General features: G+C 28.9%; 25 protein-coding genes. 23 read left to right on the top strand and 2 right to left on the bottom strand.

Annotation, left to right across the window (positions count from 1 at the left end; all coding sequences use genetic code 11):
- Positions 1–7: 7 nt before the first annotated feature.
- The 15 genes from HMPREF0391_RS07235 to HMPREF0391_RS07305 all read left to right on the top strand — a co-directional run bounded on the left by HMPREF0391_RS07235 (position 8) and on the right by HMPREF0391_RS07305 (position 15,496).
- On the top strand, positions 8–1,084 hold the full coding sequence (locus HMPREF0391_RS07235; protein ID WP_035109489.1) for a metallophosphoesterase family protein: 1,077 nt from the start codon (positions 8–10) through the stop codon (positions 1,082–1,084).
- Positions 1,081–3,333: an ATP-binding protein gene (locus HMPREF0391_RS07240; RefSeq protein WP_002836337.1), complete on the top strand. Its 2,253-nt coding sequence runs from the start codon at positions 1,081–1,083 to the stop codon at positions 3,331–3,333. The genes HMPREF0391_RS07235 and HMPREF0391_RS07240 overlap by 4 nt, the downstream gene beginning before the upstream one ends.
- A gap of 2 nt (positions 3,334–3,335) precedes the next feature.
- On the top strand, positions 3,336–4,016 hold the full coding sequence (locus HMPREF0391_RS07245) for a metallophosphoesterase (protein WP_002836339.1): 681 nt from the start codon (positions 3,336–3,338) through the stop codon (positions 4,014–4,016).
- 1 nt (position 4,017) lies between these two features.
- Positions 4,018–4,560 (top strand): class IV adenylate cyclase, encoded by a 543-nt coding sequence (locus tag HMPREF0391_RS07250; protein WP_002836340.1) that lies wholly within the window; start codon positions 4,018–4,020, stop codon positions 4,558–4,560.
- Positions 4,561–4,579: 19 nt separating this feature from the next.
- Positions 4,580–6,646, top strand: a complete 2,067-nt coding sequence (topA, locus tag HMPREF0391_RS07255; RefSeq protein ID WP_002836341.1) for a type I DNA topoisomerase — start codon at positions 4,580–4,582, stop codon at positions 6,644–6,646.
- A 114-nt stretch (positions 6,647–6,760) separates the two neighbouring features.
- On the top strand, positions 6,761–7,573 hold the full coding sequence (gene rpsB / locus HMPREF0391_RS07260) for a 30S ribosomal protein S2 (protein WP_002836343.1): 813 nt from the start codon (positions 6,761–6,763) through the stop codon (positions 7,571–7,573).
- 78 nt (positions 7,574–7,651) lie between these two features.
- Entirely contained in the window at positions 7,652–8,326 is a 675-nt protein-coding gene (gene tsf, locus HMPREF0391_RS07265) for a translation elongation factor Ts (protein WP_002836345.1), read from the top strand.
- A 121-nt stretch (positions 8,327–8,447) separates the two neighbouring features.
- The gene (pyrH, locus tag HMPREF0391_RS07270) at positions 8,448–9,167 is read left to right on the top strand and encodes a UMP kinase (RefSeq protein WP_002836346.1); all 720 of its coding nucleotides are present in this window, start codon (positions 8,448–8,450) and stop codon (positions 9,165–9,167) included.
- On the top strand, positions 9,160–9,717 hold the full coding sequence (gene frr / locus HMPREF0391_RS07275; protein WP_002836347.1) for a ribosome recycling factor: 558 nt from the start codon (positions 9,160–9,162) through the stop codon (positions 9,715–9,717). Before pyrH ends, frr begins: the two co-directional genes overlap by 8 nt.
- Positions 9,718–9,948: 231 nt before the next feature.
- Complete coding sequence (locus HMPREF0391_RS07280; protein ID WP_002836348.1) at positions 9,949–11,712, top strand: C40 family peptidase; 1,764 nt, start codon at positions 9,949–9,951, stop codon at positions 11,710–11,712.
- A gap of 99 nt (positions 11,713–11,811) precedes the next feature.
- Positions 11,812–12,450, top strand: a complete 639-nt coding sequence (locus HMPREF0391_RS07285) for a helix-hairpin-helix domain-containing protein (RefSeq protein ID WP_002836349.1) — start codon at positions 11,812–11,814, stop codon at positions 12,448–12,450.
- Positions 12,451–12,463: 13 nt separating this feature from the next.
- A complete protein-coding gene (gene selD / locus HMPREF0391_RS07290; RefSeq protein ID WP_002836350.1) occupies positions 12,464–13,528 on the top strand; it encodes a selenide, water dikinase SelD in 1,065 nt (354 codons plus the stop codon).
- 65 nt (positions 13,529–13,593) lie between these two features.
- The gene (locus tag HMPREF0391_RS07295; RefSeq protein ID WP_230454523.1) at positions 13,594–14,235 is read left to right on the top strand and encodes a response regulator transcription factor; all 642 of its coding nucleotides are present in this window, start codon (positions 13,594–13,596) and stop codon (positions 14,233–14,235) included.
- A 42-nt stretch (positions 14,236–14,277) separates the two neighbouring features.
- A complete protein-coding gene (locus tag HMPREF0391_RS07300; RefSeq protein WP_002836353.1) occupies positions 14,278–14,862 on the top strand; it encodes a peptidylprolyl isomerase in 585 nt (194 codons plus the stop codon).
- Between the two features lies 1 nt (position 14,863).
- Positions 14,864–15,496: a thymidine kinase gene (locus HMPREF0391_RS07305; protein ID WP_002836354.1), complete on the top strand. Its 633-nt coding sequence runs from the start codon at positions 14,864–14,866 to the stop codon at positions 15,494–15,496.
- 21 nt (positions 15,497–15,517) lie between these two features.
- Here the strand turns inward: HMPREF0391_RS07305 and HMPREF0391_RS07310 are convergent, their stop codons facing one another.
- Both HMPREF0391_RS07310 and rodA read right to left on the bottom strand, forming a co-directional pair.
- Complete coding sequence (locus HMPREF0391_RS07310; RefSeq protein ID WP_002836356.1) at positions 15,518–15,988, bottom strand: S-ribosylhomocysteine lyase; 471 nt, start codon at positions 15,986–15,988, stop codon at positions 15,518–15,520.
- Between the two features lie 8 nt (positions 15,989–15,996).
- Positions 15,997–17,100 (bottom strand): rod shape-determining protein RodA, encoded by a 1,104-nt coding sequence (gene rodA, locus HMPREF0391_RS07315; protein WP_002836358.1) that lies wholly within the window; start codon positions 17,098–17,100, stop codon positions 15,997–15,999.
- Positions 17,101–17,173: 73 nt separating this feature from the next.
- Here rodA and HMPREF0391_RS07320 point away from each other — a divergent pair, with 73 nt between their 5' ends.
- The 8 genes from HMPREF0391_RS07320 (at position 17,174) to HMPREF0391_RS07355 (ending at position 23,663) form a co-directional block, all read left to right on the top strand.
- Positions 17,174–18,007 carry a deoxyribonuclease IV gene (locus tag HMPREF0391_RS07320; RefSeq protein WP_002836359.1) on the top strand — a complete coding sequence of 278 codons (834 nt, stop codon included), beginning with the start codon at positions 17,174–17,176 and terminating at the stop codon, positions 18,005–18,007.
- Positions 17,988–18,614: an endonuclease III gene (gene nth, locus HMPREF0391_RS07325; RefSeq protein WP_002836361.1), complete on the top strand. Its 627-nt coding sequence runs from the start codon at positions 17,988–17,990 to the stop codon at positions 18,612–18,614. Before HMPREF0391_RS07320 ends, nth begins: the two co-directional genes overlap by 20 nt.
- Before the next feature lie 68 nt (positions 18,615–18,682).
- Positions 18,683–19,603, top strand: a complete 921-nt coding sequence (pyrB, locus tag HMPREF0391_RS07330; RefSeq protein ID WP_002836362.1) for an aspartate carbamoyltransferase — start codon at positions 18,683–18,685, stop codon at positions 19,601–19,603.
- Positions 19,603–20,031 carry an aspartate carbamoyltransferase regulatory subunit gene (locus tag HMPREF0391_RS07335; protein WP_002836363.1) on the top strand — a complete coding sequence of 143 codons (429 nt, stop codon included), beginning with the start codon at positions 19,603–19,605 and terminating at the stop codon, positions 20,029–20,031. The genes pyrB and HMPREF0391_RS07335 overlap by 1 nt, the downstream gene beginning before the upstream one ends.
- Positions 20,031–21,227 (top strand): dihydroorotase, encoded by a 1,197-nt coding sequence (locus tag HMPREF0391_RS07340; RefSeq protein ID WP_002836364.1) that lies wholly within the window; start codon positions 20,031–20,033, stop codon positions 21,225–21,227. Before HMPREF0391_RS07335 ends, HMPREF0391_RS07340 begins: the two co-directional genes overlap by 1 nt.
- Positions 21,214–22,065: an orotidine-5'-phosphate decarboxylase gene (gene pyrF / locus HMPREF0391_RS07345; RefSeq protein WP_035109492.1), complete on the top strand. Its 852-nt coding sequence runs from the start codon at positions 21,214–21,216 to the stop codon at positions 22,063–22,065. Before HMPREF0391_RS07340 ends, pyrF begins: the two co-directional genes overlap by 14 nt.
- On the top strand, positions 22,058–22,774 hold the full coding sequence (locus HMPREF0391_RS07350) for a dihydroorotate dehydrogenase electron transfer subunit (protein WP_002836366.1): 717 nt from the start codon (positions 22,058–22,060) through the stop codon (positions 22,772–22,774). The genes pyrF and HMPREF0391_RS07350 overlap by 8 nt, the downstream gene beginning before the upstream one ends.
- A complete protein-coding gene (locus tag HMPREF0391_RS07355; RefSeq protein ID WP_002836367.1) occupies positions 22,767–23,663 on the top strand; it encodes a dihydroorotate dehydrogenase in 897 nt (298 codons plus the stop codon). Before HMPREF0391_RS07350 ends, HMPREF0391_RS07355 begins: the two co-directional genes overlap by 8 nt.
- The last annotated feature ends 2 nt before the right edge of the window (positions 23,664–23,665 follow it).

Consider the following 23,665-nt stretch of genomic DNA (forward strand, 5'->3'; position numbering starts at 1 on the left):
ATATATTTTGAAGTTCATACATTCAGCTGATTTTCACTTAGGCATGAAATTTGAAAAATCTTCAATTCCTCAATCTTTGTCTAAAATTAGAAGACAAAGAATTTGGACATCTGTTGAAAAATTAATCGAATATAGTATTGATGAAAATGTTGATTATATTTTTCTGTCTGGAGATTTGTATAATTTGGAAAATTTTAGCCTAAGTGATATGAATCGTTTAATTGATCTATTTTCTAGAACAAATTCACAAATTTGCATTATAGGTGGAAATCACGATCCTATTTATAAAGATAATTTATGGGACATGGTAAATATTAGTGATAATCTAAATATTTTCAAAAAGGATACTCTTGAAAAAATAGAATTTGATGACACTGATGTTTATGGGATAAGTTACAATAAAAATAACTACGATTTTATGAACATTTTTGATGATTTAAAACTAGACAAGTTAAAAACTAATGTTTTAATGATTCATTCTGATTTATTAAATGATAACAATTGTTATATGTTTTTTGATCAAGATAAAGTAAATAATTTGGGTTTTGATTATGTGGCTTTAGGTCATATACATAAACCGACTATTTTTAATGATAAATTTGTGTATCCAGGTTCTATTGAACCGTTGAGTTTTAAAGAAAAAGGGATGCATGGTGCTGTTATTGGAAGTATAGTTGATTACAGACTTGACATCGATTTTTTAGATTGTTCTGAATCAAACTTCAATGAATTTGACTATAATATATCAGATAAATTTAGTTATTACGATTTGGTTGGTTCATTGTCTAAATGTTTAGTTGAAGATAAGACAAATTACATTAGAATTAATTTAAAGGGACAATTAGAAGAAGGGTTTGATCTAGATATAGATTCTTTACAAGAAAGTTTAAAAAAATATTGCGAATATGTAGAAATAATTGACAACACAGAATCTAATATAAATTTGGATAAAATTTATGAATTTAACAGAAATAATGTGTTGGGTTATTTTATTGAGGAAACGAAAAACTTAGATCAAGAAGATCCAGTGGTTAAAAGAGCGATTAATTTAGGAATTAAGTCCTTAATGGAGAATAGTTTATGAAAATTATTAGATTAGATTTGATATCATTTGGCAGATTTAATAATTACACAATTGAGTTTGGAGAAAAATTTAATCTAATTTACGGGTTAAATGAGTCAGGAAAGACCACTATATCCAAATTTATAGAAGGTGTATTTTATGGATTTGTTAAACCTTACCTAAAGAGAACTGTATTTACTGAAGACTACGAAAAATATCGCCCTTGGAATAGTGAAAACTATGAGGGCAGTATTTTAGTGGAAAAAGATAATAAGAGATATGTAATTTATCGTAATTTTAAAGAAAAATATTTTAATATTTTCAATGAGACTACTGGTAATAACGAAACTGATTTAGATGGTTTTAATCAAGATAATTTATCATTTCCTGGTGAATACTTTTTTAAAATGCCTTCAGATATCTTCAAATCAACTGTTTTTTCTAATTTAAAAGAATTAGATGCAGAAGCTAAGAATGTAAGTTCTATTGTTGATATGCTATTGAATTCATCAGATAGCAATAATGATTCTGTTTCATTTAAAAAAGCACTAGATAATCTGGAAAAGACGAAATCAAATATTGGGACTAAACAATCTAAAGCTAAACCGTTGGGGAGTTTATATCAAAAAAAGTTTGATTTAGAAGATGAAATCAAAAATATTAATAAAGAGAAAAAAGAATATGAAGATAGTTTAAATAAGTTAAATGAGTACAAGCTTAGACACGAGACTTTGCTTTTAAACAAAGAAAAATTAGTTAATTTGCACAAGAAGAACGATATAGAAAAAATAGAAGATGCAAAAAACTATAAAATGCAGATTTTAAAAGAAAAAGCAAGTTTATTAGACAGAGTATCAAAGATTAAATACATCAATGACATTGACGAAGATGATGTAAATAGTTTGGAATATCAAAATAAATTATTAAACGACAATAGAATTACATTTAATGAGTTATCGAAGCAAAAGAAATTATTAAGTAAGGATTACTACCAATTAAAAGCAAAACTTAGTAATTATGAGACTATAAGAGATTATATTGATGAAATTAATAATTTAATTGAAAAATTAAATGGAATTTCTAAATTAAAAATAAAATTATCTATTATTGGAGTTATAGTTACATTAATTATTGCCGGGATGATTTATATGATGGGGTATACAAAAGAAATAGTAATTGCTCCTGTATTATTTGTACTATATTATATTTTAGTTGTTATATCGAACAAATTTCAGAGATTATCATACAATCGTCAATTAAATAAGATTGTGAAAAAGATTAATCAAATTACTAATATGAGTTATAAAAATTACAATGAAGTAATTAATGACTTTAGATATGACTCAAATATGGATAAAAGCATTGATTATTTGGGCAAACTTGAGGGACAACTTCAAGATATTGATTCAAAATTGGATTCAATTATAAATGAAGATGAAAGTTCTAAGTCTAAGATTAACAATATTTTATCTTCATCAAGAAATTTGAAGAACATAGATGTTGAAGATTATAGAAGAAAAAAAATAGAGTATAACCAATTGATGGATAGAATTTCTGATAAAGATGATCAACTTCAAAAGATATCATCTGAATATGATTTTAGTATTTTATTAGAAAATATTAATTCAGATTCAATAAAACTTGAGGATAATGATATAAAAGATATCAACTTACTTAATAAAGAAATTGATGAATCTATTGAAGAAAATGCGAAATTATTTGAAAGGACTAAAATACTTGAAAAATCTGTAAATCTTCTATTGGAAAAAGAAGAAAGATTAGCAGATATCAATGAGAATATTCAAAAGTATGAAAATGAAATTACATCTATAGAATTAGCTATGGATTTGATCAATAAAAGTATAAATAAATTACACAAAAATTTTATCCCTAGAATTAACAAGAAAGTTTCAGAAATGATGGCTTATTCAACTAAAGATAAGGACAAATTTAGGGTTGATGAAAATTTAGATGTCAGTATTTATGATGGAGTAAAATTTTATGAACAAAAACATTTAAGTTCTGGAACATTTGACTTGCTTTCTGTTTTTATTAGAATAAGTGTTCTTGAAGAATTAATGGGTCTTGATTATTTGATGATACTAGATGATTGTTTTGTCCAATTAGATGATGTAAGATATAAGAAATGTCTAGATTTGTTATTTAAAATTTCAAATAATAATCAAATAATACTTTTTTCTTGCCAAAACAGAGATGAGCAATTGTTAAATGAACTAGACATAATATATAAGAAAATTGAGTTAAAGTAATTATGATATATGCGATAGGTGATTTACATCTGGATTATACAAAAGAAAAATCGATGGATGTGTTCGGTGATAATTGGGATAATTATGAAGAAAAGATATTTCATAATCTAGAAAAATTAGATGATGAAGATATTATACTTATACCAGGAGATATTTCCTGGGCAATGCAACTAGATGATGCTTTTGTAGATTTGAAAAGAATCGATAAGAGTCCAGGTAGAAAGATTCTAACTAGAGGTAACCATGATTATTGGTGGTCTGGAATAAGTAAACTAAGAAAATTAGAATTAGAATCTATTAATTTTATTCAAAATGATTCACTAGATTTAGGAGATATCAATATATGTGGATCACGTGGGTGGCTTGATCCAACTAGCAAAGAAGCTACAGAGAAAGATGTAAAAATTTTTCAAAGAGAAATTTTAAGAGTTAATATGAGTTTGGAAAGCGTCCGAAATAACAATGATATTATTATGATGCTTCATTATCCACCTTTTGATATTAATAAACAACCTAATGAGATATTTAATTGTTTAAAAAATTATAATGTTACACATTTAATATATGGACATTTACATGGATATGGACATCTAAATGTAGTAGAAGGAATAATAGATGGAATAAATGTACATTGTGTGTCTTCGGATTATATAGATTTTAAAGTTAAGAAAATTAGGGAATAATATGGAAAAAGAATTAGAATGTAAGGTATTTACAGATGATTTTAATGGTTTGATGGATAAAGCTATTGAAATGGGAGCTAAAATGATTGCTCATGAAATTCAAGAAAATATTTTAATTGAATCTAATAATTTTGATTTAATTAATAGTAGTGATTATCTTAGAATAAGAATTTCAAAGGATATTTTTAATAATGAAAACAAGAAATTTCTTACTTACAAGAAGAGAGTTAATGATACAAATGTGAGACATTATAATGAATATACTATAGAGTTTGATAGCGAAGAAAATTTGAAACAAATATTAAAATTTGTTAAATTAGATAAGCAATCTTCATCTAAGAAAGAAAGAAAATCTTTTGAGTTTATGGATGCAAGACTAGATTTTGATTCCTGGGATAAAGATTTTTATCCATATCCATATTTGGAAATCGAAGTTAAGAATGAAGAACATTTAAATGATATAATGAATAAATTAGGAATAAATGAAGATCAAATTTCAACTGAGTCTATAAGTGAACTAAGATCTAAATTACAAGAAAGTTAACAGAAAGGATCGACTTTTAATGGCAAATAAAAAGCTAGTGGTAGTAGAATCTCCAACTAAAGCAAAAACGATTCAAAAAATGTTAGGGTCAGGATATAAAGTTGTAGCCACAATAGGTCATTTAAGAGATTTACCGAAAAGCAAATTAGGAATTGATATAGACAATGATTTTGAACCACAATATATCAATGTTCGTGGTAAAGCTAATGTTATTAATGCTTTAAAAAAAGATTATAAGAATTCTCAAAAAATATTCTTGGCAACCGACCCTGATAGGGAAGGAGAAGCTATTTCTTGGCATTTGTGCTATTTGTTAGGTATAAATCCAAAGGAAGAAAATAGAGTAAAATTCCAAGAGATAACTAAAGACTCTGTAAAAGAGGCAATAAAAAAACCTGAAGCTATTGATTTAAAATTGGTAGATGCCCAACAAGCAAGAAGGGTTTTAGATCGTATAGTAGGTTATAGCATTTCTCCGTTATTATGGAAGAAAGTTAAATCTGGACTAAGTGCTGGTAGAGTACAGTCTGTAGCCTTAAGATTAATTTGTGAAAGAGAAAAAGAGATAAGAGAGTTTGAACCAGAAGAATACTGGTCTATTCATGCAAATTTATCCAAAGAAAAATTGGAATTTGATTCTGAGCTATATTATTCAAAAAACGATAAATCTAATAAAATCAATATAAAAAACAAGGATGAAGCGGATAAAATTTTAAATGATTTGTCAGATAATTTTGTTGTAGATTCTATAAAACAACAAAAAAAATCTAGGAAACCTTATGCTCCTTTTACTACTTCTACACTTCAACAAGAATCCTATAAAAAGTTGTATTTTCAAACTTCTAAAACTATGAGAATAGCTCAACAGTTGTATGAAGGAATTAGTTTGGGTAGCGAAGGTTCAGTAGGTTTGATTACTTATATGAGAACAGATTCAACAAGAATTTCTCATGTTTGCGTGAGTGATTGCCTAGATATTATTAATGATCTCTATGGAAAACAATATGCCACAAAAGGATACGATTATTCTAAAAAGAAAAAAGGATCACAAGATGCTCACGAAGGTATTAGGCCGTCATCAGTAAAAAGAAGACCGAATGAAATTAAAAAATATTTGACAGATGATCAATACAAATTATATAAATTGATTTGGGAAAGAACTGTTGCTAGTCAGATGAAAGATGCAAGATATTTATCTACATCAATAGATTTTGATAACAATGGTTATACTTTTAGATCTAATGGTAACGTGGTGATTTTTGATGGTTTTACAAGAGTATATTCTTTAAATACTAAAGATAGCGAATTGCCTGAATTAAAGGAAAAAGAATCTATAACTTCAAAAGAAATAGAATCTAAACAACATTTTACTAAACCAAAATCTAGATACACAGAAGCAAGCCTTGTAAAAACACTTGAAGAAGATGGCATTGGTAGGCCAAGCACTTATGCATCGATTATAAGCAGTATTTTGTCTAGAAATTATGTTGAATTAAAAGAGAAAAAATTTTATACAACAGAAATCGGAGAAAAAGTTTGTGAATTTGTAGTTAAATATTTTGATTCAATTATTAATGAAAAATTCACTGCTGAAATGGAGAATGAATTAGATAATATTGCTGAAAACGACGTTGAATGGAAAAAAGTAATTAGAGATTTTTATGATGGATTTAATGAAGATTTAATCAATGCAAAAAATGCACAAGATAAATTTAAAGTTAAAGACGAACCAATTGGACGTAAATGCCCTGAATGTGGCAATGATTTGGTAATAAAACACGGAAGAAATGGAAAGTTTATTGGCTGCAGTGCTTTTCCTGATTGCAAATATACTGAAACTATTGTAAAAGATACTAAAGTAAAATGCCCAAAATGTGGTCACAGAATAATAGAAAAAGTTTCTAAAAGAGGTAAAGTTTTTTATGGATGTGAAAATTATCCAAATTGCGACTTCGCTTTATGGGATAAGCCTACAGGTGAGAAATGTCCTGGATGTGGTAGTTTACTAGTTCATAGAAAAAATAGGCATGGAGAATCCATTCTTTGTTCTAATGAAAAATGTGATTATAAAAAGCTTGAAAAATAAAAACATTTATGATATACTTTGAAAGTAAAACACACAGTCGATGATACAGATGCAGTTGCTTAATTGTCGCATTTGTAGATGAGTCGTCTGGAGGAAAAAAACGGAGGTAAAAAAATGTCAGTAGTATCAATGAAATCATTGTTAGAAGCTGGGGTTCACTTTGGACATCAAACAAGAAGATGGAACCCAAAAATGTCAAAATTTATTTTTACAGAAAGAAATGGAATCTATATTATAGATCTTCAAAAAACTGTAAAACAAATTGATGATGCTTACAATTATGTAAGAGACATCGTTGCAGATGGTGGAGAAGTTCTTTTCGTAGGAACAAAAAAACAAGCTCAAGAAGCAATTGAAACAGAAGCTAAAAGATGTGGACAACATTATGTAAGCCAAAGATGGTTAGGTGGTATGTTAACAAACTACAAAACTATCAAAACAAGAATTAATAGACTTCACCAATTATATGAAATGGAAGAAGATGGAACTTTCGATCTTTTACCTAAAAAAGAAGTTAGCCAATTAGAAAGAGAAAGAGAAAAACTAGAAAAAAACCTTGGTGGTATTAGAAAAATGACAAAAATGCCAAGTGTACTTTTTGTAGTTGATCCTAAAAAAGAATACATTGCTGTTCACGAAGCAAAAATATTAGGAATACCAGTTGTAGGTATCGTAGATACTAACTGTGATCCAGACGAATTGGATATTGCTATTCCTGGTAACGATGATGCAATTAGAGCAGTTAAGCTTTTAACTTCTACAATTGCTGATGCTGTTATTGAAGCAAATCAAGGTCGTGAAGATTCAGAAGAAGTTTATTCTGAAACTGAAAATGATACAGAAGAATTTGAAAATGAAGAATCAGTATCAGAAGAAGATTTAAAAGAATTTGTTGAAAATTCTGAAGAACAATCAGACGAAGAATAATAAAAAATAAGCGACGGTTAAACTGAAAATTGAATAATTGTTTGACAGTCGCTTTTTAATTTAATTGGAGGTAATAAAATGGCACAAATTACTGCTAGTATGGTAAAAGAATTAAGAGAAAAAACTGGCGCAGGAATGATGGACTGTAAGAAAGTCCTATCTGAAGCAGACGGAAATATTGAAAAAGCAATGGATCTTTTGAGAGAAAAAGGACTTGCTGGAGCAGAAAAAAAAGCTGGAAGATTGGCATCTGAAGGTATTGTTGAAACTTATATTCACGGTGGAAAAATTGCTGCTATTGTTGAAATCAATAGTGAAACAGATTTCGTTGCAAAAAATGAAGAATTCAAAAATTTCGCAAAAGATATAGCAATGCAAGTTGTAGCATCAAATCCTAAATATGTAAGTCGTGATGAAGTACCAGCTGAAGAAGTAGATAAAGAAAAAGAAGTATTAGTTCATCAAGCTATGAACGAAAACGATGGAAAAAATATTCCTGAAGACAAAGCAAAAATGATTGCTGAAAAGAAAGTTGAAGGAAGAATTAACAAATTCTACTCACAAATTTGTCTATTAGAACAACCATTCATTAAAGATCCTAACAAATCTGTAGAAGAATTATTAACAGATTTAATTGCAAAAATAGGTGAAAACATTAAAATTCGTAGATTTGCTAGATTTGAAGTTGGCGAAGGTTTAGAAAAGAAAAACGAAGATTTTGCTGAAGAAGTAAAAAAACAAATGGGTCAATAAAAATTATTGCTGCAATTTCATATTGCAGCTTTTTTTATTTTACATAATATCATATTGATTTTAAAATGCTAATTTGGTATGATTAATTAAAGAAAACCTTATTATTAATTAGGAGGAAATTTTGAGTTTAAAATATAAAAGAGTTCTACTAAAATTAAGTGGTGAAGCTTTAAGTGGAGACCAAGGACACGGATTAGATGATGATATTATAGAAAATATTTGCGATTCTATAAAAGCTGTCTACGAAGAGGGATTAGAAATTGCTATTGTTGTAGGTGGTGGAAATTTCTGGAGAGGAAGATCATCTAAAATTGATAGAGCTACATCAGACTCAATGGGCATGTTAGGAACTACTATAAATGCTTTAAGATTGCAGGCATCATTGGAAGCAAAAGGTATCCAAACAAGAGTACAAACAGCAATAGATATGAAACAAGTTGCAGAACCTTATATTAGAAGAAGGGCAATAAGACATATTGAAAAAGGTAGGATTGTAATCTTTGCTGCAGGAACAGGATTACCATATTTTTCTACAGATACAACAGCTGCATTAAGGGCAGTGGAAATTAACGCTGATGTTATTTTAGCAGGTAAAAGAGGGACAGATGGTATATACGATTCTGATCCTAATAAAAACAAAGATGCAATTAAATACGATAAACTTACTTATATTGATATTTTGAACAAAGGCTTAGGCATAATGGATGCAACAGCGACATCACTTTGCATGGAAAACAATATGGGATTAGTTGTATTTGGTATTGATGATCCTAAAAATATAATTAGAGTTTCTCATGGAGAAAATATTGGAACAATTGTTGAGGGGGATAAAAATGAGTAAACAAATTTTAAAAGATATGGAAGCAAAAGCTGATAAAACATTACATGCATTAAGGGAAGAATTAAAAACGGTAAGAGCTGGTCGTGCAAATCCTAGCATATTGGATAATATTATGGTAGATTATTATGGTACTTCAACACCTTTAAAACAAGTTGCTACTATTTCTGCTCCAGAAGCAAGATTGCTTACAATTCAACCATGGGATAAATCAATCATGAAAGAAATTGAAAAGCAAATTCAAGCATCTAATTTGGGAATTACTCCTTCAAATGATGGAAGTATTATCAGATTACCATTTCCACAATTAACTGAAGATAGAAGAAAAGAATTGACAAAAGTTGTTAAAGAATATGGCGAAAAATCTAAAGTAACTATAAGATCTATCAGAAGAGATTTTGTTGACGATGCAAAAAAAATGGAAAAAAATGCTGAAATATCTGAAGATGAATTACATGTTTTATTAGATGATATACAATCTTTAACAGATAAATTGACAAAAGAAATTGACAATATTGTTACTGATAAAGAAACAGAACTAATGGAAATCTAAAAAGTTAATATTTGATCTAAAATCTATTCATCATGATATGAATAGATTTTTTTCTTGTAATAAACTGGTTTATTATATCTTATATAAAAGTAGAAGAAAATAGAAATTATGACAAAAATGTTACAATTATTACTTTTTTGAAACTTATTTGTAACTTTTTTGTTGAATTTACTTGACATATTTTTTTTATTCTTTTAATATTATCTTAGGATGTATTAGGAGGAAGTTAATATGAACAAAAAAGGACTTGGCTTATCTATCGGATTGGCTTCAGTCATAGCTGTAGGAACTTTTGTATCGCCTTATTTAAGTTCCACAACTTTAATAGGAGACAATAATATTGAGTCGAATCAATCAAATGATTCAAAATATTCAGTTGCAATAAAAAGCAATTATGAATTGACTCCAAATGCTGAAAAAGAAGAAAAAGAGAAAGCTCTTAATGAAATAAGAAACTCACAAGTAAGAAACGTATTAAATGATTCCACAAGAACTATATCTAAAAAACAATATAACAAATCTAAAGAAGAAATTAATTCTGAAGTAAAAGAAGTTAAAGTGAATAAACAAGAATTAAAGACTTCTGCTGAAAATAACGTTTCTACATACAAACAAAATAGTGAAAAAGTAGATACAAAAAAAGATGAACCTAAAAAAGTAGAATTATCTACTGCAAATGTTGGGAAAATTTCAGAAGATAATAAGAATTCAAAATCAAGCCTAAAGAAAGAAAAATCTGAAGTTGCTTCATTAACTCTTTCAAGAAATTCTGAAAATGAAGAAGAAAAGATTTATTCAAACATAACAAAATCTACGACAGGGGATTTATTTGTAAGAGAAAAAGCAGATAAAGGATCTGAAGCAATAGGTGTTTTACCAAAAGATACTAAAGTTGTTGTAAAAGACGATGGCAATAAATCATGGGCAAAAATAAGCTATAAAAACAAAGAAGCATACGTAAGTAAAGATTTCTTGACGAATGAAAAATCAAATAAAAAAGTAGTTTCTGAAACTGAAAAACAAGTTTCAAAAAACAATCCTGAAGTTAAGAAAGTAAAATCAATTTCTGCTGAAAAGTCAGTAGATATGTGGGTAAAATCTCCAGTTTATATAAGAAGTGAAAAATCAATTATCTCTAATAAACTAGGTGTATTAGAGAAAAACACTAAAGTACAAGGTGTAGTTGAAGATGGATGGTTTAAAACTTCTGTAAATGGAAATAATGGTTTTATTAGTATTAAATACTTGCAAAATAGTAAAGTTGAAGAAAAGCAAAATGATAAACTTCAAATTTCAGAAGCAAAGAACAAAGAACAAGAAAATAAATCAAATTCTACAAAATTTGAAGGAACTAACTATACTGGATATGTAAAAGAATCTGTTAATGTTAGAGATAAAGACAGTATGGATTCTAATGTTGTTTCAGTATTAGAAAAAGGTACTAAAGTTAGTGGTATCAAAGGAGAATATTGGCTAAAACTTTCTGAAGGAAGATATATTTCTGTAAATTATATTCAAGACAGTAAAGTTGAACCAAACCAAACAAAAAACACAGAAGTTAAAGATTCTTATAAAAAAGATTCTAACTCTAAGGTTGTAAGATCTAATGAAGGTGGTTCTGGCAGTGCTGTAGCTCAAGCAGCTTATAATTATTTGGGAGAAAGATATGTTTGGGGTTCTGCACAACCAGGAGTAGGATTTGATTGCTCTGGATTAACTAGTTATTTATATAATAAAGTTTGCGGTATTTCTCTTTATAGAAATTCAGCTGCACAATCAAATAATGGATATCCTGTAAGTAAAAGCAATTTGAAACAAGGAGATTTGTTATTTTTTAGTACAAATGGTTCAGGAAGTATTTCTCACGTTGGGATTTATGTTGGTAATGGCAAAATGATTCATGCTTCTACACCATCAACTGGTGTAATTATTTCAGATATTGAATCAAACTATTACTCAAATACATTTGTAACAGCAAGAAGAATCTTAAACTAAAATCTTTAGCTATTGGCAATTACTGCCAGTAGCTTTTTTTATTGGACGAATTGCTTGTGCATATGATATTATAGAGTATATAGATATAAGAGGCGCACTATGAATTTCAATTTTTCTAAAGATAAAATTTTAATTGGTATAGCAATAATTTTTTTAGCTGGTTTTGGTTACTATAAATCTAATTCAGATAATTTGAATGACAATCAAATTCAAGCTTTAGTTGATACAAAATCAACAGAAAGCGTAAATAAGCAGTCTGAAAATAGTGCACAAAACGGCGAAGATAATTCTACTAAGATGTGTCAAATAGATGGTTGTGTAAACAAACCTGGTGTCTATCATTTTAAAAAAGATGATAGAATTAAAGATATTGTTGAATTAGCAGGTGGATTTAAACAAGATGCGGATACTAAGAGTGTAAATTTGGCGATGAAGCTAAAAGATGAGATGAAGATCTATATTCCTTCTAAATCAGAAACCTCAAAAGAACAAAACAATGATACACAAAGCTCTGATATAGTTACTATAAAAGATAGTAACTCTAGTAATCTTGTAAATATTAACACTGCTGATAGTAATAAATTGCAAACATTACCAGGTATTGGACCTTCCAAAGCTAAAAAAATAATAGAATTTAGAGAAAAAAATCAATTTAAAAAAATTGAAGAAATAAAAAATGTGGATGGAATTGGCGATAAAACTTTTGAATCATTGAAAAGTTTAATAACTATAGATTAAAGGAGATATAAAAATGTTAGACAAAAAGTACAAAACAATTAAACCAGAAGATGTCAAATTAACTGAGTTTACTCAAACAGCTGGATGTGCAGCAAAGATAGGACCTGGTAAATTAGCTGAGGTATTAAGTCACCTTGAAAAAGTAAATGACGATAATCTTGTAGTAGGATTAGATACAAGCGATGATTGTGCTGTTTATAAAGTAAGAGATGATTTATGTTTAATTCAATCTTTAGACTTCTTTACACCGGTTGTTAATGACCCATATACATTTGGTCAAGTAGCTGCGGCAAACTCTTTAAGTGATTTATATGCCATGGGTTCAGATCCATTGTTAGCTTTAAATATTGTTTGTTTTTCTGATTGTATGAATCAAGATATTTTAGTTGAAATCCTAAAGGGTGGTGCTGATAAGGCTAAAGAAGCAGGATGTCTGTTAGTTGGTGGTCATACAATTCAAGATGATGAACCTAAATATGGATTGTCTGTGACAGGAATAAACCATCCTGATAAAGTTTGGGCCAACTCTACAGCTAAAGTAGGTGACGTAGTTGTATTAACTAAAAAATTAGGTGTAGGAATTGTAAATACTGCTATAAAAGGTGGAATGGATAATCAAAAATTATTTGATGAAGTTATCAAATCTATGTCTACATTGAATAAATACGCTAAGGAAGCATGCGATGGACTAGAAGTTCATGCCGCTACTGATGTAACAGGATTTGGTTTGTGCGGACATGCACTTGAAATGGCTAAGGGATCTGATTTAACAATAGAAATTGATTCACAAAACTTACCTATTTTCGAAGGAGTAGAAGAATTCGTTAACTTAGGATTAGTTCCAAAAGGAGCTTATGACAATAGAAACTTTATCAGAAATGATGTAAAAATCAGCAAAAATGTTAGCAGCTTCATAGATGATTTAGTATTTGATCCTCAAACATCAGGTGGATTATTAATTGCATTATCTAAGGAAGATGCTGATAAACTTGTAGAAAAACTACACGAATCTGGCCAAGTTGGAAATATAATAGGAAGAGTAAAGGAAAAAACAGATCACTTTATTGAAGTAATCTAATCAATCTTATGAAACTTAGAATTCTGTTAGTTTTTCCCTCTAATGTGTATAAAGATGAGATCATTTTGAATTTTTCTAATGATGAAAATTATGAAGTTTCAGAATGTTCTACAATTGAAGATGCACTTGAAAAACTAAAAAAAGGTTACTATGATTTTTTACTTAGTGATATGAATTTTTCGGATGGTACGGGCTTAGATTTCAAAAAAGAAATCAGCAAATTATATTCTATTCCGACGATTTTTGTTAGTGACGAATCAGATGATATGAAAAAAATCTTAGCGTTAGAATATGGCGCAGATGATTATGTAGTTTATCCATTTAATATGCTTGAATTGAAAGCAAGAATTAGAGCAGTTCTCAGAAGGGCAAAATCAGATTTAGTAAATGACAATAATAAAACAAATATAATACAAATCGGTGAATTTGAATTTAATTTGATATCAAGAACTGTAAAAAGATATGGTCAAGATATAGAATTAACAGGAAGAGAATTTGAATTGTTATACGCACTTGTTTCTAATAAAGATAAGGTTCTTTCGAGAAAAGAATTGGCTGCGAAATTATGGGAAGATGCACAGTCTCATATCAGGACTGTTGATGTTCACATTAAAAGATTAAGAGAAAAAATCAAAGATAACGAATCATTAATAATTAGGACAAAATGGGGAGAAGGATATTACTTCTCATCAAATACAAAAGTTTAAACTGCTTTTAAAAAAAGCAGTTTAATTATTTATGGAGGAAATATGTATCAAACAGATATACCAAAAAAAGAGCAATTAATGGCAAATATAATCACAAACGTAGGAGAAATAAAAATTTGTTTGTTTGAAAATGATGCTCCAAATTGTGTGGAAAATTTTGTAACTCATGCACAAGAAGGATATTATGATGGAACTATTTTTCATAGAGTCATTAAAGATTTTATGATTCAAGGAGGAGATCCACAAGGAACAGGCTATGGCGGAGAAAGCATTTGGAAAAATCCTTTTGAAGATGAATTTTCTGATAATTTAAAAAATATAAGAGGAGCATTATCCATGGCTAATTCTGGACCAAATACTAATGGATCTCAATTTTTTATAGTTCAAAATACTTCAATTAGAAAAGATTATATTAAATATCTTGACGAATGTGATTTGGAAGAAGAACAAAAAGAATACTATAAAAATAATGGTGGTTGTTTTTGGTTAGATGGAAAACATTCTGTATTTGGTCAAGTTTATAGTGGGATGGATATAGTAGATAAGATTTCTAATGTAGATACTGATTTTTCAGATAAACCGTTGGACGATATTATAATTCAATCAATAGAAATTTCAAGGAATTAGTATGCATCAATATAGAGGAAAATTAATAGTGCATACTGGATCTATGTTTTCCGGAAAAACATCTAGTCTATGGAAAGAAGTGAATAGGTTTAAAATCGCTAAGTACAATGTAGTTGTGTTTAAACCAAAGATGGATTCCAGATATTCTAAGGAAAAAGTAGTAACACATGATAAAAACGAAATTGAAGCAATAAATGTCGATAATATTGACGATATAGTTGAATATACAAAAACTCATGATGTAAATGTCATTGCTATAGATGAAGTGCAATTTATTAATTCAAAAGCAGATCATTTTGTAAAACAAATTAACTATCTCTTGGAAAAAGGATTTACAATTATTGCTGCTGGACTTGACATGGACTATAAAGCCAAGCCATTCCAACTTGTTAAGGAATTGTTGCCTATATGTGATTACGTCGAAAAACACCACGCTGTGTGCGCTGTGTGTGGAAATGATGCATGGGTAAGTTATCGTATATCAGACGATAAAAACAGAATAAAGTTGGGTGCTAGTGAGGCATATATGCCATTATGTAGAAAACACTATATTGAAAAAATGAATGAAAAGAAGCTAACAGAACTACAAACAACATATTTAGATAAAGATAAAAAAAATAAAAACACAATTTAGTATAACTAAATTGTGTTTTTTCTATTCTGGATAGATTAAATTTTCTGTTTTAATAGAATTTAGAACCTTCAAGTACTTATCAGAGTAGAATTTTGCCATATTTAAATTCATATCTGAATAGTTGCCGCAGTCCTTTGCTGATTGACCAGGTATATCACCTTCGTAATTGGATATGAATTCAAAGAGTTCTTTAACTAAGTCTACGATATCTTCAGATTTTCTATCTCCGGTTAAGATTAGATAAAAGCCTGTTCTACAACCCATAGGTCCAAAATAAATAACTTCATTTTCAAGTTTATTTCTTAAAAATGTAGCTCCTAAATGTTCTATTGCGTGAACTTCTGCTGTATTCATAACAGGTTCTCTGTTAGGTGCAGTTATTCTCAAATCAAAAGTAGTTAATACTTCATTGTTTAAATAATCTTTTCTTGATACATAAATTCCAGGTAATAATTTTAAGTGATTAATTTTAAAACTTTCTATTTTATTCATATTTCCTCCTAAATGAAATTCAATGGGTCTTTTTGAATTGATGAAGATATAATCAATCCAATTGAAATTAAGTTGATAATTTGAAATGTTCCACCATAACTAAAAAATGGTAATGGGATACCTGTTATAGGCATTACACCAATAGTCATTCCAATATTTTCAAATATGTGGAATAAAAACATCGCTGCAAATCCCATTGTCAATAATTTTGAGTATAAATTATCTGAGTTTTGAGCAATAACCACACATCTATAAAGCATTAGGGCATATAATAAAATCAATATAAATCCACCGATAAATCCAAATTCTTCAACTAATACCGCAAAAATAAAATCTGTTTGCTTTTCAGGAATAAAATTATATTGACTTTGTACTCCATTTAAGAAACCTTCACCAGTCAATTTTCCTGATCCTATTGCTATTTTACCTTGAAGGGCTTGCCATCCAGTATTTGATAAATCTCTTTCAGGATGAACAAAATTTAATATTCTATCTCTTTGAAACTGATCTAGTCTCAAGTATAAAAAAGGTAAACTAACTATGCCTAAGACAATTGCTCCTATTAAATATTTCCAATCAATTCCAGCTGTGAATAACATTACTATTATTATAAATGTATACACCATTGCTGTTCCTGCGTCTGGTTGTTTTAAAATTAGAGCTACAGGAATAAAAGCAAAAATTAGTATTTTTAATAAAGTTTTGGGGTTATTCAGGCTGTTCTTGTTAGATTCAATAATATTTGCAAGTGAAATAATAAGAACTATCTTCATTATTTCAGAAGGTTGAAAATTTATTGGTCCAAACTTAAACCAACTTCTTGCGCCCCATTCATCACCAACACCAAAAAATAAAACTAAAACTAGTAAAACATTGCAAATTATGTACATTGGAATGTTAAGTTTTTTTATTATGTGGTTGTCTAGTGAAATTATAAAAAAAACAACAATTATTCCTATAATTGTAGCTATTAATTGTTTTCTGAAATAATGATTTGAAAGACTTGACCCAGCGCTATATAATACTACAAGACCGTAAATAACAAGTATTAAAACACTGATAATAAGAGTTTTATCTATTTTTGATATATTTTTTTTGTTAATATTAAACATGTCTCACTTCCTCATCTAGTATTATAACATATTAAATATGAAGGTGTGATATAATAATGACTTGGAGGTAATTATGAACAGAATAGGGTGCCATTTATCTACATCAAAAGGACTTCACAAAACTATAGAACAATGCTTACGAATAAATGCTGACACTTTTCAATTCTTTCCTCGTAATCCAAGAGGATCTAAGTCTAGATTAATTCCTGATAAAGAAATAGAAAAATTTTTGGAGCTTAGGAAAACCCATGATATAAATAATATTGTGTGTCATGGAGCATATACAATGAATTTATGTAGTGATAGAGAAGATTTAAGAGAATTGGCGATTCAGCTTATAAATGAAGATATGAAAAAAATTCAAGATTTGAAAATTGATAAGTACGTTCTTCATCCAGGAAGTCATAAAAATCAAGGAATTGAGAAAGGACTTAATTTGATTGTAGAAGGCTTGAATCAAATAGATGTTTCAAATGGTCAGATGATATGTATTGAAACTATGAGTGGAAAAGGTAGTGAACTTGGATGCGATTTAAACCAAATTGCATATATTATTAGTAATGCAAGCATTCCATTATATGTTTGTATAGATACCTGCCATTTATTTAGTTCTGGAATTAGACTGAATAGTTTTGATGATTATCTTGATGAATTTGACAAGTTAATTGGTATTGAAAAAATAAAAGTAATTCATTGCAATGATTCTATGATGCCATTTGGAGCAAATAAAGATAGACATGAAAAGTTTGGTAAGGGATTGATTGGAGAATCAGACCTTTTTAATGTAATCTTTAATAAAAGGTTAGGAGGCAGACCAATAATACTGGAAACTCCTAACAACTTAGATGGATATAAAATTGAAATTGAAGAAGTAAGGAGAAAATTTAATGAGTTACGAGAAAATTAATAAAATTTTGGATGATTTAGATAGCTTATATCCTAATGCAAAAGCAGGGTTAGATTTTACTACTCCATTCGAATTATTAATTGCCACTATTTTATCAGCACAATGTACAGATGTTAGGGTTAACAAAGTTACATCTGTTTTATTTAAAGAACACAATACCCCAAAAACAATATTAGATTTAGGAGTAGATGGATTAGCAAAATACATCAAAAGCTGTGGACTATACAAAACAAAATCAAAAAATATCATAAATACATGTAATGTTTTATATCATGATTATGACTCAAAAGTTCCTGATAATATAGATGAATTAATGAAATTACCAGGAGTTGGTAGAAAAACCGCAAATGTAGTTGTAAGCAATGCATTTGGAACACCTGCTATAGCTGTGGATACTCACGTTTTTAGAGTAACTAACAGAATTGGAATTGTAAATGAAAAAGACGTATTGAGTACTGAAATGGCGTTGATGCAAGAAATACCAAGAGATAGATGGTCAAAAAGTCATCACTTATTTATTTGGCATGGCAGAAATCTATGCAAGGCTAGAAATCCAAGATGTGAAGAATGTATATTGAATGACAGATGTAAATTTTACAACTCTTAATTAAAAAAACTATTGACAGATATCTTTTTTGATGTTATTATAGTGAAAATAAATCAAAGGAGATAGTTATGTTAAAAAATAGAAATTTAATTAACGCAGATGATTTTAATGTAGAAGAGATAAACGAAATATTGAATTTAGCAGAAGAAATTATAAAGAGTCCTTCTGATTTTTCTAATTTATGTAATGGAAAAATCTTAGGGACTCTTTTTTTTGAGCCTTCAACAAGAACAAGATTAAGTTTTGAATCAGCAATACATAGATTAGGTGGAGATTGCATAGGCTTTTCAGAAAGTGCAAGTTCATCGACATCAAAGGGTGAGTCTTTGGCTGATACAATAAGAACAGTGTCAAATTATACAGATATAATTGCGATGAGAAACCCTAAAGAAGGTTCGGCAGTTTTAGCTAGTTCTTATGCAGAAGTTCCATTGATAAATGCAGGTGATGGTGGACATCAACATCCAACTCAAACTTTGACAGATTTGTTGACAATTTGGATGACTAAAAAAAGATTGGACAACATGACAATAGGATTGTGTGGGGATTTAAAATTTGGTAGAACAGTACATTCTTTGATAAAAGCTATGTCAAGATATGAGAACAACAAGTTCGTCTTAATATCTCCTGAAGAACTTCAAGTGCCTGATTATATTAAGATATTTTTAAAATCAAAGAATATAGAATTCAAAGAAGTTGAAAAAATGGAAGATGTAATCGGTGAATTAGATGTTTTATACATGACTAGAGTTCAACGTGAAAGATTCTTCAATGAAGCAGATTATGTTAGATTGAAAGATTCATATATCTTAGATAATGATAAAATGAAATTAGCTACAGAAGATTTAGCTGTTCTTCATCCATTGCCAAGAGTAAATGAAATAGCTACAGAAGTTGATAGCGATCCAAGAGCAGTTTATTTTAAGCAAGTTAGATACGGTGTAATTGTTAGAATGGCGTTAATATTGAAATTATTAGGGGTGAGATAATGTTAAACATTAATAGTATTGAAAAAGGTATTGTAATCGATCATATCAAATGTGGAATGGGCTATAAAATATTCCAACTTTTAAAGTTAGACAAGGCTGATTATACAGTAGCATTGATAATGAATGCACAATCAGGCAAATTGGGAAGAAAAGATATGATCAAAATCGAAAATGTTATAGATATAGACTTTGATATACTTGGAGTATTCGATGATAATATGACTGTTAATATAATTGAAAATGAAAAAATAAAAGAAAAAATCAGCTTAAATTTACCAGAACATTTTGAAGGTTTTATTAAATGTAAAAATCCTAGATGTATAACTCAATCTGAAAGAAGTATCGTACAAAAATTTAGTTTAGTTGATAAGGATACTAGAACCTATAAGTGTGATTATTGTGATCACTTATATAACGTGGAGGAATAATGAAACTGCTGCTTAAAAATTGTCATATTATAGATAAAGATAAAGATATTTTTGCTGATATTTTAATAGAAAATGGTAAAATAAAAGCAATTGGAGAGATATTAGAAGAATGTGATGAAATCATTGATGTAAAGGGAAAAATTGTAATGCCAGGATTCATAGATTTGCACACTCATTTCAGATATCCCGGTCAAGAAAAAAAAGAGGATTTATATACTGGTAGCCTGTCAGCTCTTGCTGGAGGCTACACAAGTTGTAATTTGATGGGAAACACTAAACCAGTTGTGGATAATAATGAAATCTACAATCAAATTATAGACAAATCAAAAGAAATTGATTTAATAAATATATATCAATGCATGGCCACAACAAAAGATTTAAAATCTATAGAAATGATTAATTTTGAAAAAGCAGATAATAATATAAAATTCTTTAGTGAAGACGGGAAAGGTATAACAGATTCTTTACTAGCCTTTAATATTTTTACGGAAATAGAAAAAATAAATAAAGGTATAATGGTACATGCAGAAGACCATAATCTAACAAAGATTTCTACAAGGTATGCAGAGGATTTAGAAACAATTAGGGATTGCTACTTAAGCTTAAAAACAGGATGTAGAGTTCATTTTTGTCACGTTAGCACTATTGACTCATTAGAAACGATAAAATTCTACAAAGATAAAAATGCACCAATTACTTGCGAAGTTACTCCTCATCACATATATATGAAAGATAGTGACTTCAGAGTAAATCCTTCAATAAGAACTCAAGAGGATATTGATTGCATAATAAAAATGATAAAAAATAATACAGTAGATGCTATTGCAACGGACCATGCTCCGCACACTAAAGAAGATAAAGATAACGGGGCATGTGGAATGATTGGACTAGAGACAGCGTTTAATATTGCATATAAAGTGTTGCATGAAGAAAATAATATATCATTAAATAAAATATCTGAATTAATGAGTTACAATCCAGCTAAGATTTTAGGAGAAAACAAAGGTGTTATAAATCCAACATACGATGCTGATTTAGTTATAATTGATATTGATAAAGAAATCAAAGTAAAAAAATTTAATTCAAAATCAAATAATTCTCCGTTTATTGGCGAAAAGTTCAGGGGTAGTATTGAGATGACAATCGTAAATGGAAAAGTTAAATTTGAGAAAGGGGCTAAAAATGATAATAGATAAGCTTTCTGAAAGAATAAACGAAAGATCCATAGTATGTGTAGGACTAGATACTAGTACAGATTATGTACCAGAAAATATGAAAAAAGGAAAGAAAGTTAGCGAATATCTATTTGATTTTAATAAGGAGATCATAGATAATACAAAAGATTTAGTCGCATGTTTTAAAGTGCAAATTGCATACTACGAAGCACATGGCATAGAAGGATTGATAGCTTATAAAAACACTCTTAAATATCTTAAAGATAATGATTTAATATCTATTGCTGATGTAAAAAGAGGAGATATTGCAAATACAGCCAAAGAATATGCAAAAGCACATTTTGAAGGTGATTTTGAAGCTGACTTTATAACTGTTAATCCATTCATGGGATATGATACTTTAGAACATTATTTACCTTATCTTGAATCAAAAGAAAAAGGGATATTTGTATTAATGAGAACATCAAATCCAGGTTCAAAAGATATTCAATATAAGGATTATAAAGGCCAACCACTATACTATGAGATAGGCGACAATCTGAATAAAATTGCCAAAGAATATATAGGACAATGTAATTTAAGTTCTTTAGGATTTGTGGTAGGTGGAACTCAAACTGAAAATGCAAATAAAATCAGAGAGAGATATGAAAATATAATGTTTTTAATTCCCGGATACGGAGCACAAGGAGCAAAACCAGAAGACATAAGAGTTTACCTTGATAACTTTAAGAAAGGAATTGTAAATTCATCTAGAGGCATAATATTAAATTACAGAAAGTTTGATGATGGAGAAGAAAACATCGGTAAATATGCTAGAAAAGCTGTAGAAGATATGAGAAAGGATATTTACGGTGAATAAGTATATCGAATCTGAAATAATACTTAATGAAGAAATTAGCGATGGAATTTTTAAATTGGTATTAAAAGGAAAATTCCAAGGTGATCCTGGTCAATTCTATATGTTAAGAGCTTGGGATGAATCACCACTTCTTCCAAGACCACTTAGTATTTGTGATTTGGATGAAGAAAGTATAACATTTTTATATGCTGTAGTAGGCAAAGGAACATCAATAATTTCCTCTATGAGAGTAGGAGAAAGCATCAAAATTCTTGGCCCGTTAGGAAATGGATTTGAATTACATCCTGAAGCAAAATGTGCTATAGTTGCTGGTGGGATTGGAATTGCTCCAATGAAATATTTATCTAGAAAATTAAAAAACGTAGATTTGTATGTTGGGTATAGAAACGCAATATACATGGAAGATGAGATTTTAAATAAAAACGAAACAATTATTTCTACAGAAGATGGATCAATTGGGCTAAAAGGATATATAACAGAATACGTAAAAAATGACTATGATTATATTTATGCTTGCGGTCCAAATCCTATGATGAATTCTTTAAAGAAAAGAAATCTTGATGCGACAGAATTTTATTCACTAGAAGCTCACATGGCCTGTGGAATAGGAGCGTGTTTAGGATGTACTGTTCATACAACTAATGGACTTAAAAGAGTTTGCAAAGATGGCCCAATTTTTGAAAAAAATGAGGTGATATTTGATGCTTAAAACAAATTTTTGTGGAGTAGAATTCAAAAATCCTGTTGTTGGAGCTTCTGGAACATTTGGATTTGGAAGAGAATATGAGAATTTTACAGATCTAAATAAATTAGGAGGTATCTCAACAAAAGGATTAACTATTCAACCTAAAAATGGAAATACTGGTTTAAGAATCTATGAAACACCGTCTGGAATCATGAATAGTATAGGATTACAAAATCCATCTGTTCAAGAATTCATTAATAGGGATCTGGACTATATGTTATCTTTGGACACTGTTACCATTGCAAACATTGGTGGCTCTGATATAAAAAGTTATATTGAAGCGGTTGAACTTATATCAAGCACTGATATAAAAATAATTGAGTTAAATATTTCTTGTCCAAATGTTAAAGAAGGTGGAATGGCTTTTGGAATAAAATGTGATGTAGCACAAAAAGTTGTATCGGAGGTAAGAAAGCATACTGATAAAGTTTTAATGGTAAAATTATCTCCTAATGCTAATGATATTGTAGAAATGGCAAAGACTTGTGAAGATTCTGGAGCAGATGCTCTTAGTCTTGTTAATACTTTTAATGCATTAGCTGTGGATATTAATAAAAGAAAACCTGTATTTGACAATATAACTGCCGGTCTTTCGGGACCTTGTATAAAACCTATAGCTTTAAGAATGTGTAGAGATGTATGTAAAAACGTAAAAATTCCTGTTTGTGGTATGGGTGGAATTCAAAATTACAAAGATGCATTAGAATTTATCATGGTAGGTTGTCACTTGGTTCAAGTTGGTACAGCAAATTTTGTTAATCCAAATGTTATGGTTGAAATAGCAAATGGTATGGAAAACTATTTAAAACAAAATAATTTTAAATCAATAGACGAAATAAGGAATATTATTTAGGA

This window comes from Finegoldia magna ATCC 53516, from assembly GCF_000159695.1.
GTDB lineage: Bacteria > Bacillota > Clostridia > Tissierellales > Peptoniphilaceae > Finegoldia > Finegoldia magna_F.

What these genes read in the sequence shown, in the direction of transcription:
- HMPREF0391_RS07280 (WP_002836348.1), top strand. Translation starts at nt 9,949, where the DNA reads ATGAACAAAAAAGGACTTGGCTTATCTATCGGATTGGCTTCAGTCATA.
- HMPREF0391_RS07240 (WP_002836337.1), top strand. Translation starts at nt 1,081, where the DNA reads ATGAAAATTATTAGATTAGATTTGATATCATTTGGCAGATTTAATAAT.
- HMPREF0391_RS07300 (WP_002836353.1), top strand. Translation starts at nt 14,278, where the DNA reads ATGTATCAAACAGATATACCAAAAAAAGAGCAATTAATGGCAAATATA.
- pyrF (WP_035109492.1), top strand. Translation starts at nt 21,214, where the DNA reads ATGATAATAGATAAGCTTTCTGAAAGAATAAACGAAAGATCCATAGTA.
- HMPREF0391_RS07320 (WP_002836359.1), top strand. Translation starts at nt 17,174, where the DNA reads ATGAACAGAATAGGGTGCCATTTATCTACATCAAAAGGACTTCACAAA.
- HMPREF0391_RS07335 (WP_002836363.1), top strand. Translation starts at nt 19,603, where the DNA reads ATGTTAAACATTAATAGTATTGAAAAAGGTATTGTAATCGATCATATC.
- HMPREF0391_RS07305 (WP_002836354.1), top strand. Translation starts at nt 14,864, where the DNA reads ATGCATCAATATAGAGGAAAATTAATAGTGCATACTGGATCTATGTTT.
- rodA (WP_002836358.1), bottom strand. Translation starts at nt 17,100, where the DNA reads ATGTTTAATATTAACAAAAAAAATATATCAAAAATAGATAAAACTCTT.
- rpsB (WP_002836343.1), top strand. Translation starts at nt 6,761, where the DNA reads ATGTCAGTAGTATCAATGAAATCATTGTTAGAAGCTGGGGTTCACTTT.
- HMPREF0391_RS07340 (WP_002836364.1), top strand. Translation starts at nt 20,031, where the DNA reads ATGAAACTGCTGCTTAAAAATTGTCATATTATAGATAAAGATAAAGAT.
- HMPREF0391_RS07355 (WP_002836367.1), top strand. Translation starts at nt 22,767, where the DNA reads ATGCTTAAAACAAATTTTTGTGGAGTAGAATTCAAAAATCCTGTTGTT.
- HMPREF0391_RS07245 (WP_002836339.1), top strand. Translation starts at nt 3,336, where the DNA reads ATGATATATGCGATAGGTGATTTACATCTGGATTATACAAAAGAAAAA.
- HMPREF0391_RS07285 (WP_002836349.1), top strand. Translation starts at nt 11,812, where the DNA reads ATGAATTTCAATTTTTCTAAAGATAAAATTTTAATTGGTATAGCAATA.
- pyrB (WP_002836362.1), top strand. Translation starts at nt 18,683, where the DNA reads ATGTTAAAAAATAGAAATTTAATTAACGCAGATGATTTTAATGTAGAA.
- topA (WP_002836341.1), top strand. Translation starts at nt 4,580, where the DNA reads ATGGCAAATAAAAAGCTAGTGGTAGTAGAATCTCCAACTAAAGCAAAA.
- frr (WP_002836347.1), top strand. Translation starts at nt 9,160, where the DNA reads ATGAGTAAACAAATTTTAAAAGATATGGAAGCAAAAGCTGATAAAACA.
- tsf (WP_002836345.1), top strand. Translation starts at nt 7,652, where the DNA reads ATGGCACAAATTACTGCTAGTATGGTAAAAGAATTAAGAGAAAAAACT.
- nth (WP_002836361.1), top strand. Translation starts at nt 17,988, where the DNA reads ATGAGTTACGAGAAAATTAATAAAATTTTGGATGATTTAGATAGCTTA.
- selD (WP_002836350.1), top strand. Translation starts at nt 12,464, where the DNA reads ATGTTAGACAAAAAGTACAAAACAATTAAACCAGAAGATGTCAAATTA.
- HMPREF0391_RS07310 (WP_002836356.1), bottom strand. Translation starts at nt 15,988, where the DNA reads ATGAATAAAATAGAAAGTTTTAAAATTAATCACTTAAAATTATTACCT.
- HMPREF0391_RS07250 (WP_002836340.1), top strand. Translation starts at nt 4,018, where the DNA reads ATGGAAAAAGAATTAGAATGTAAGGTATTTACAGATGATTTTAATGGT.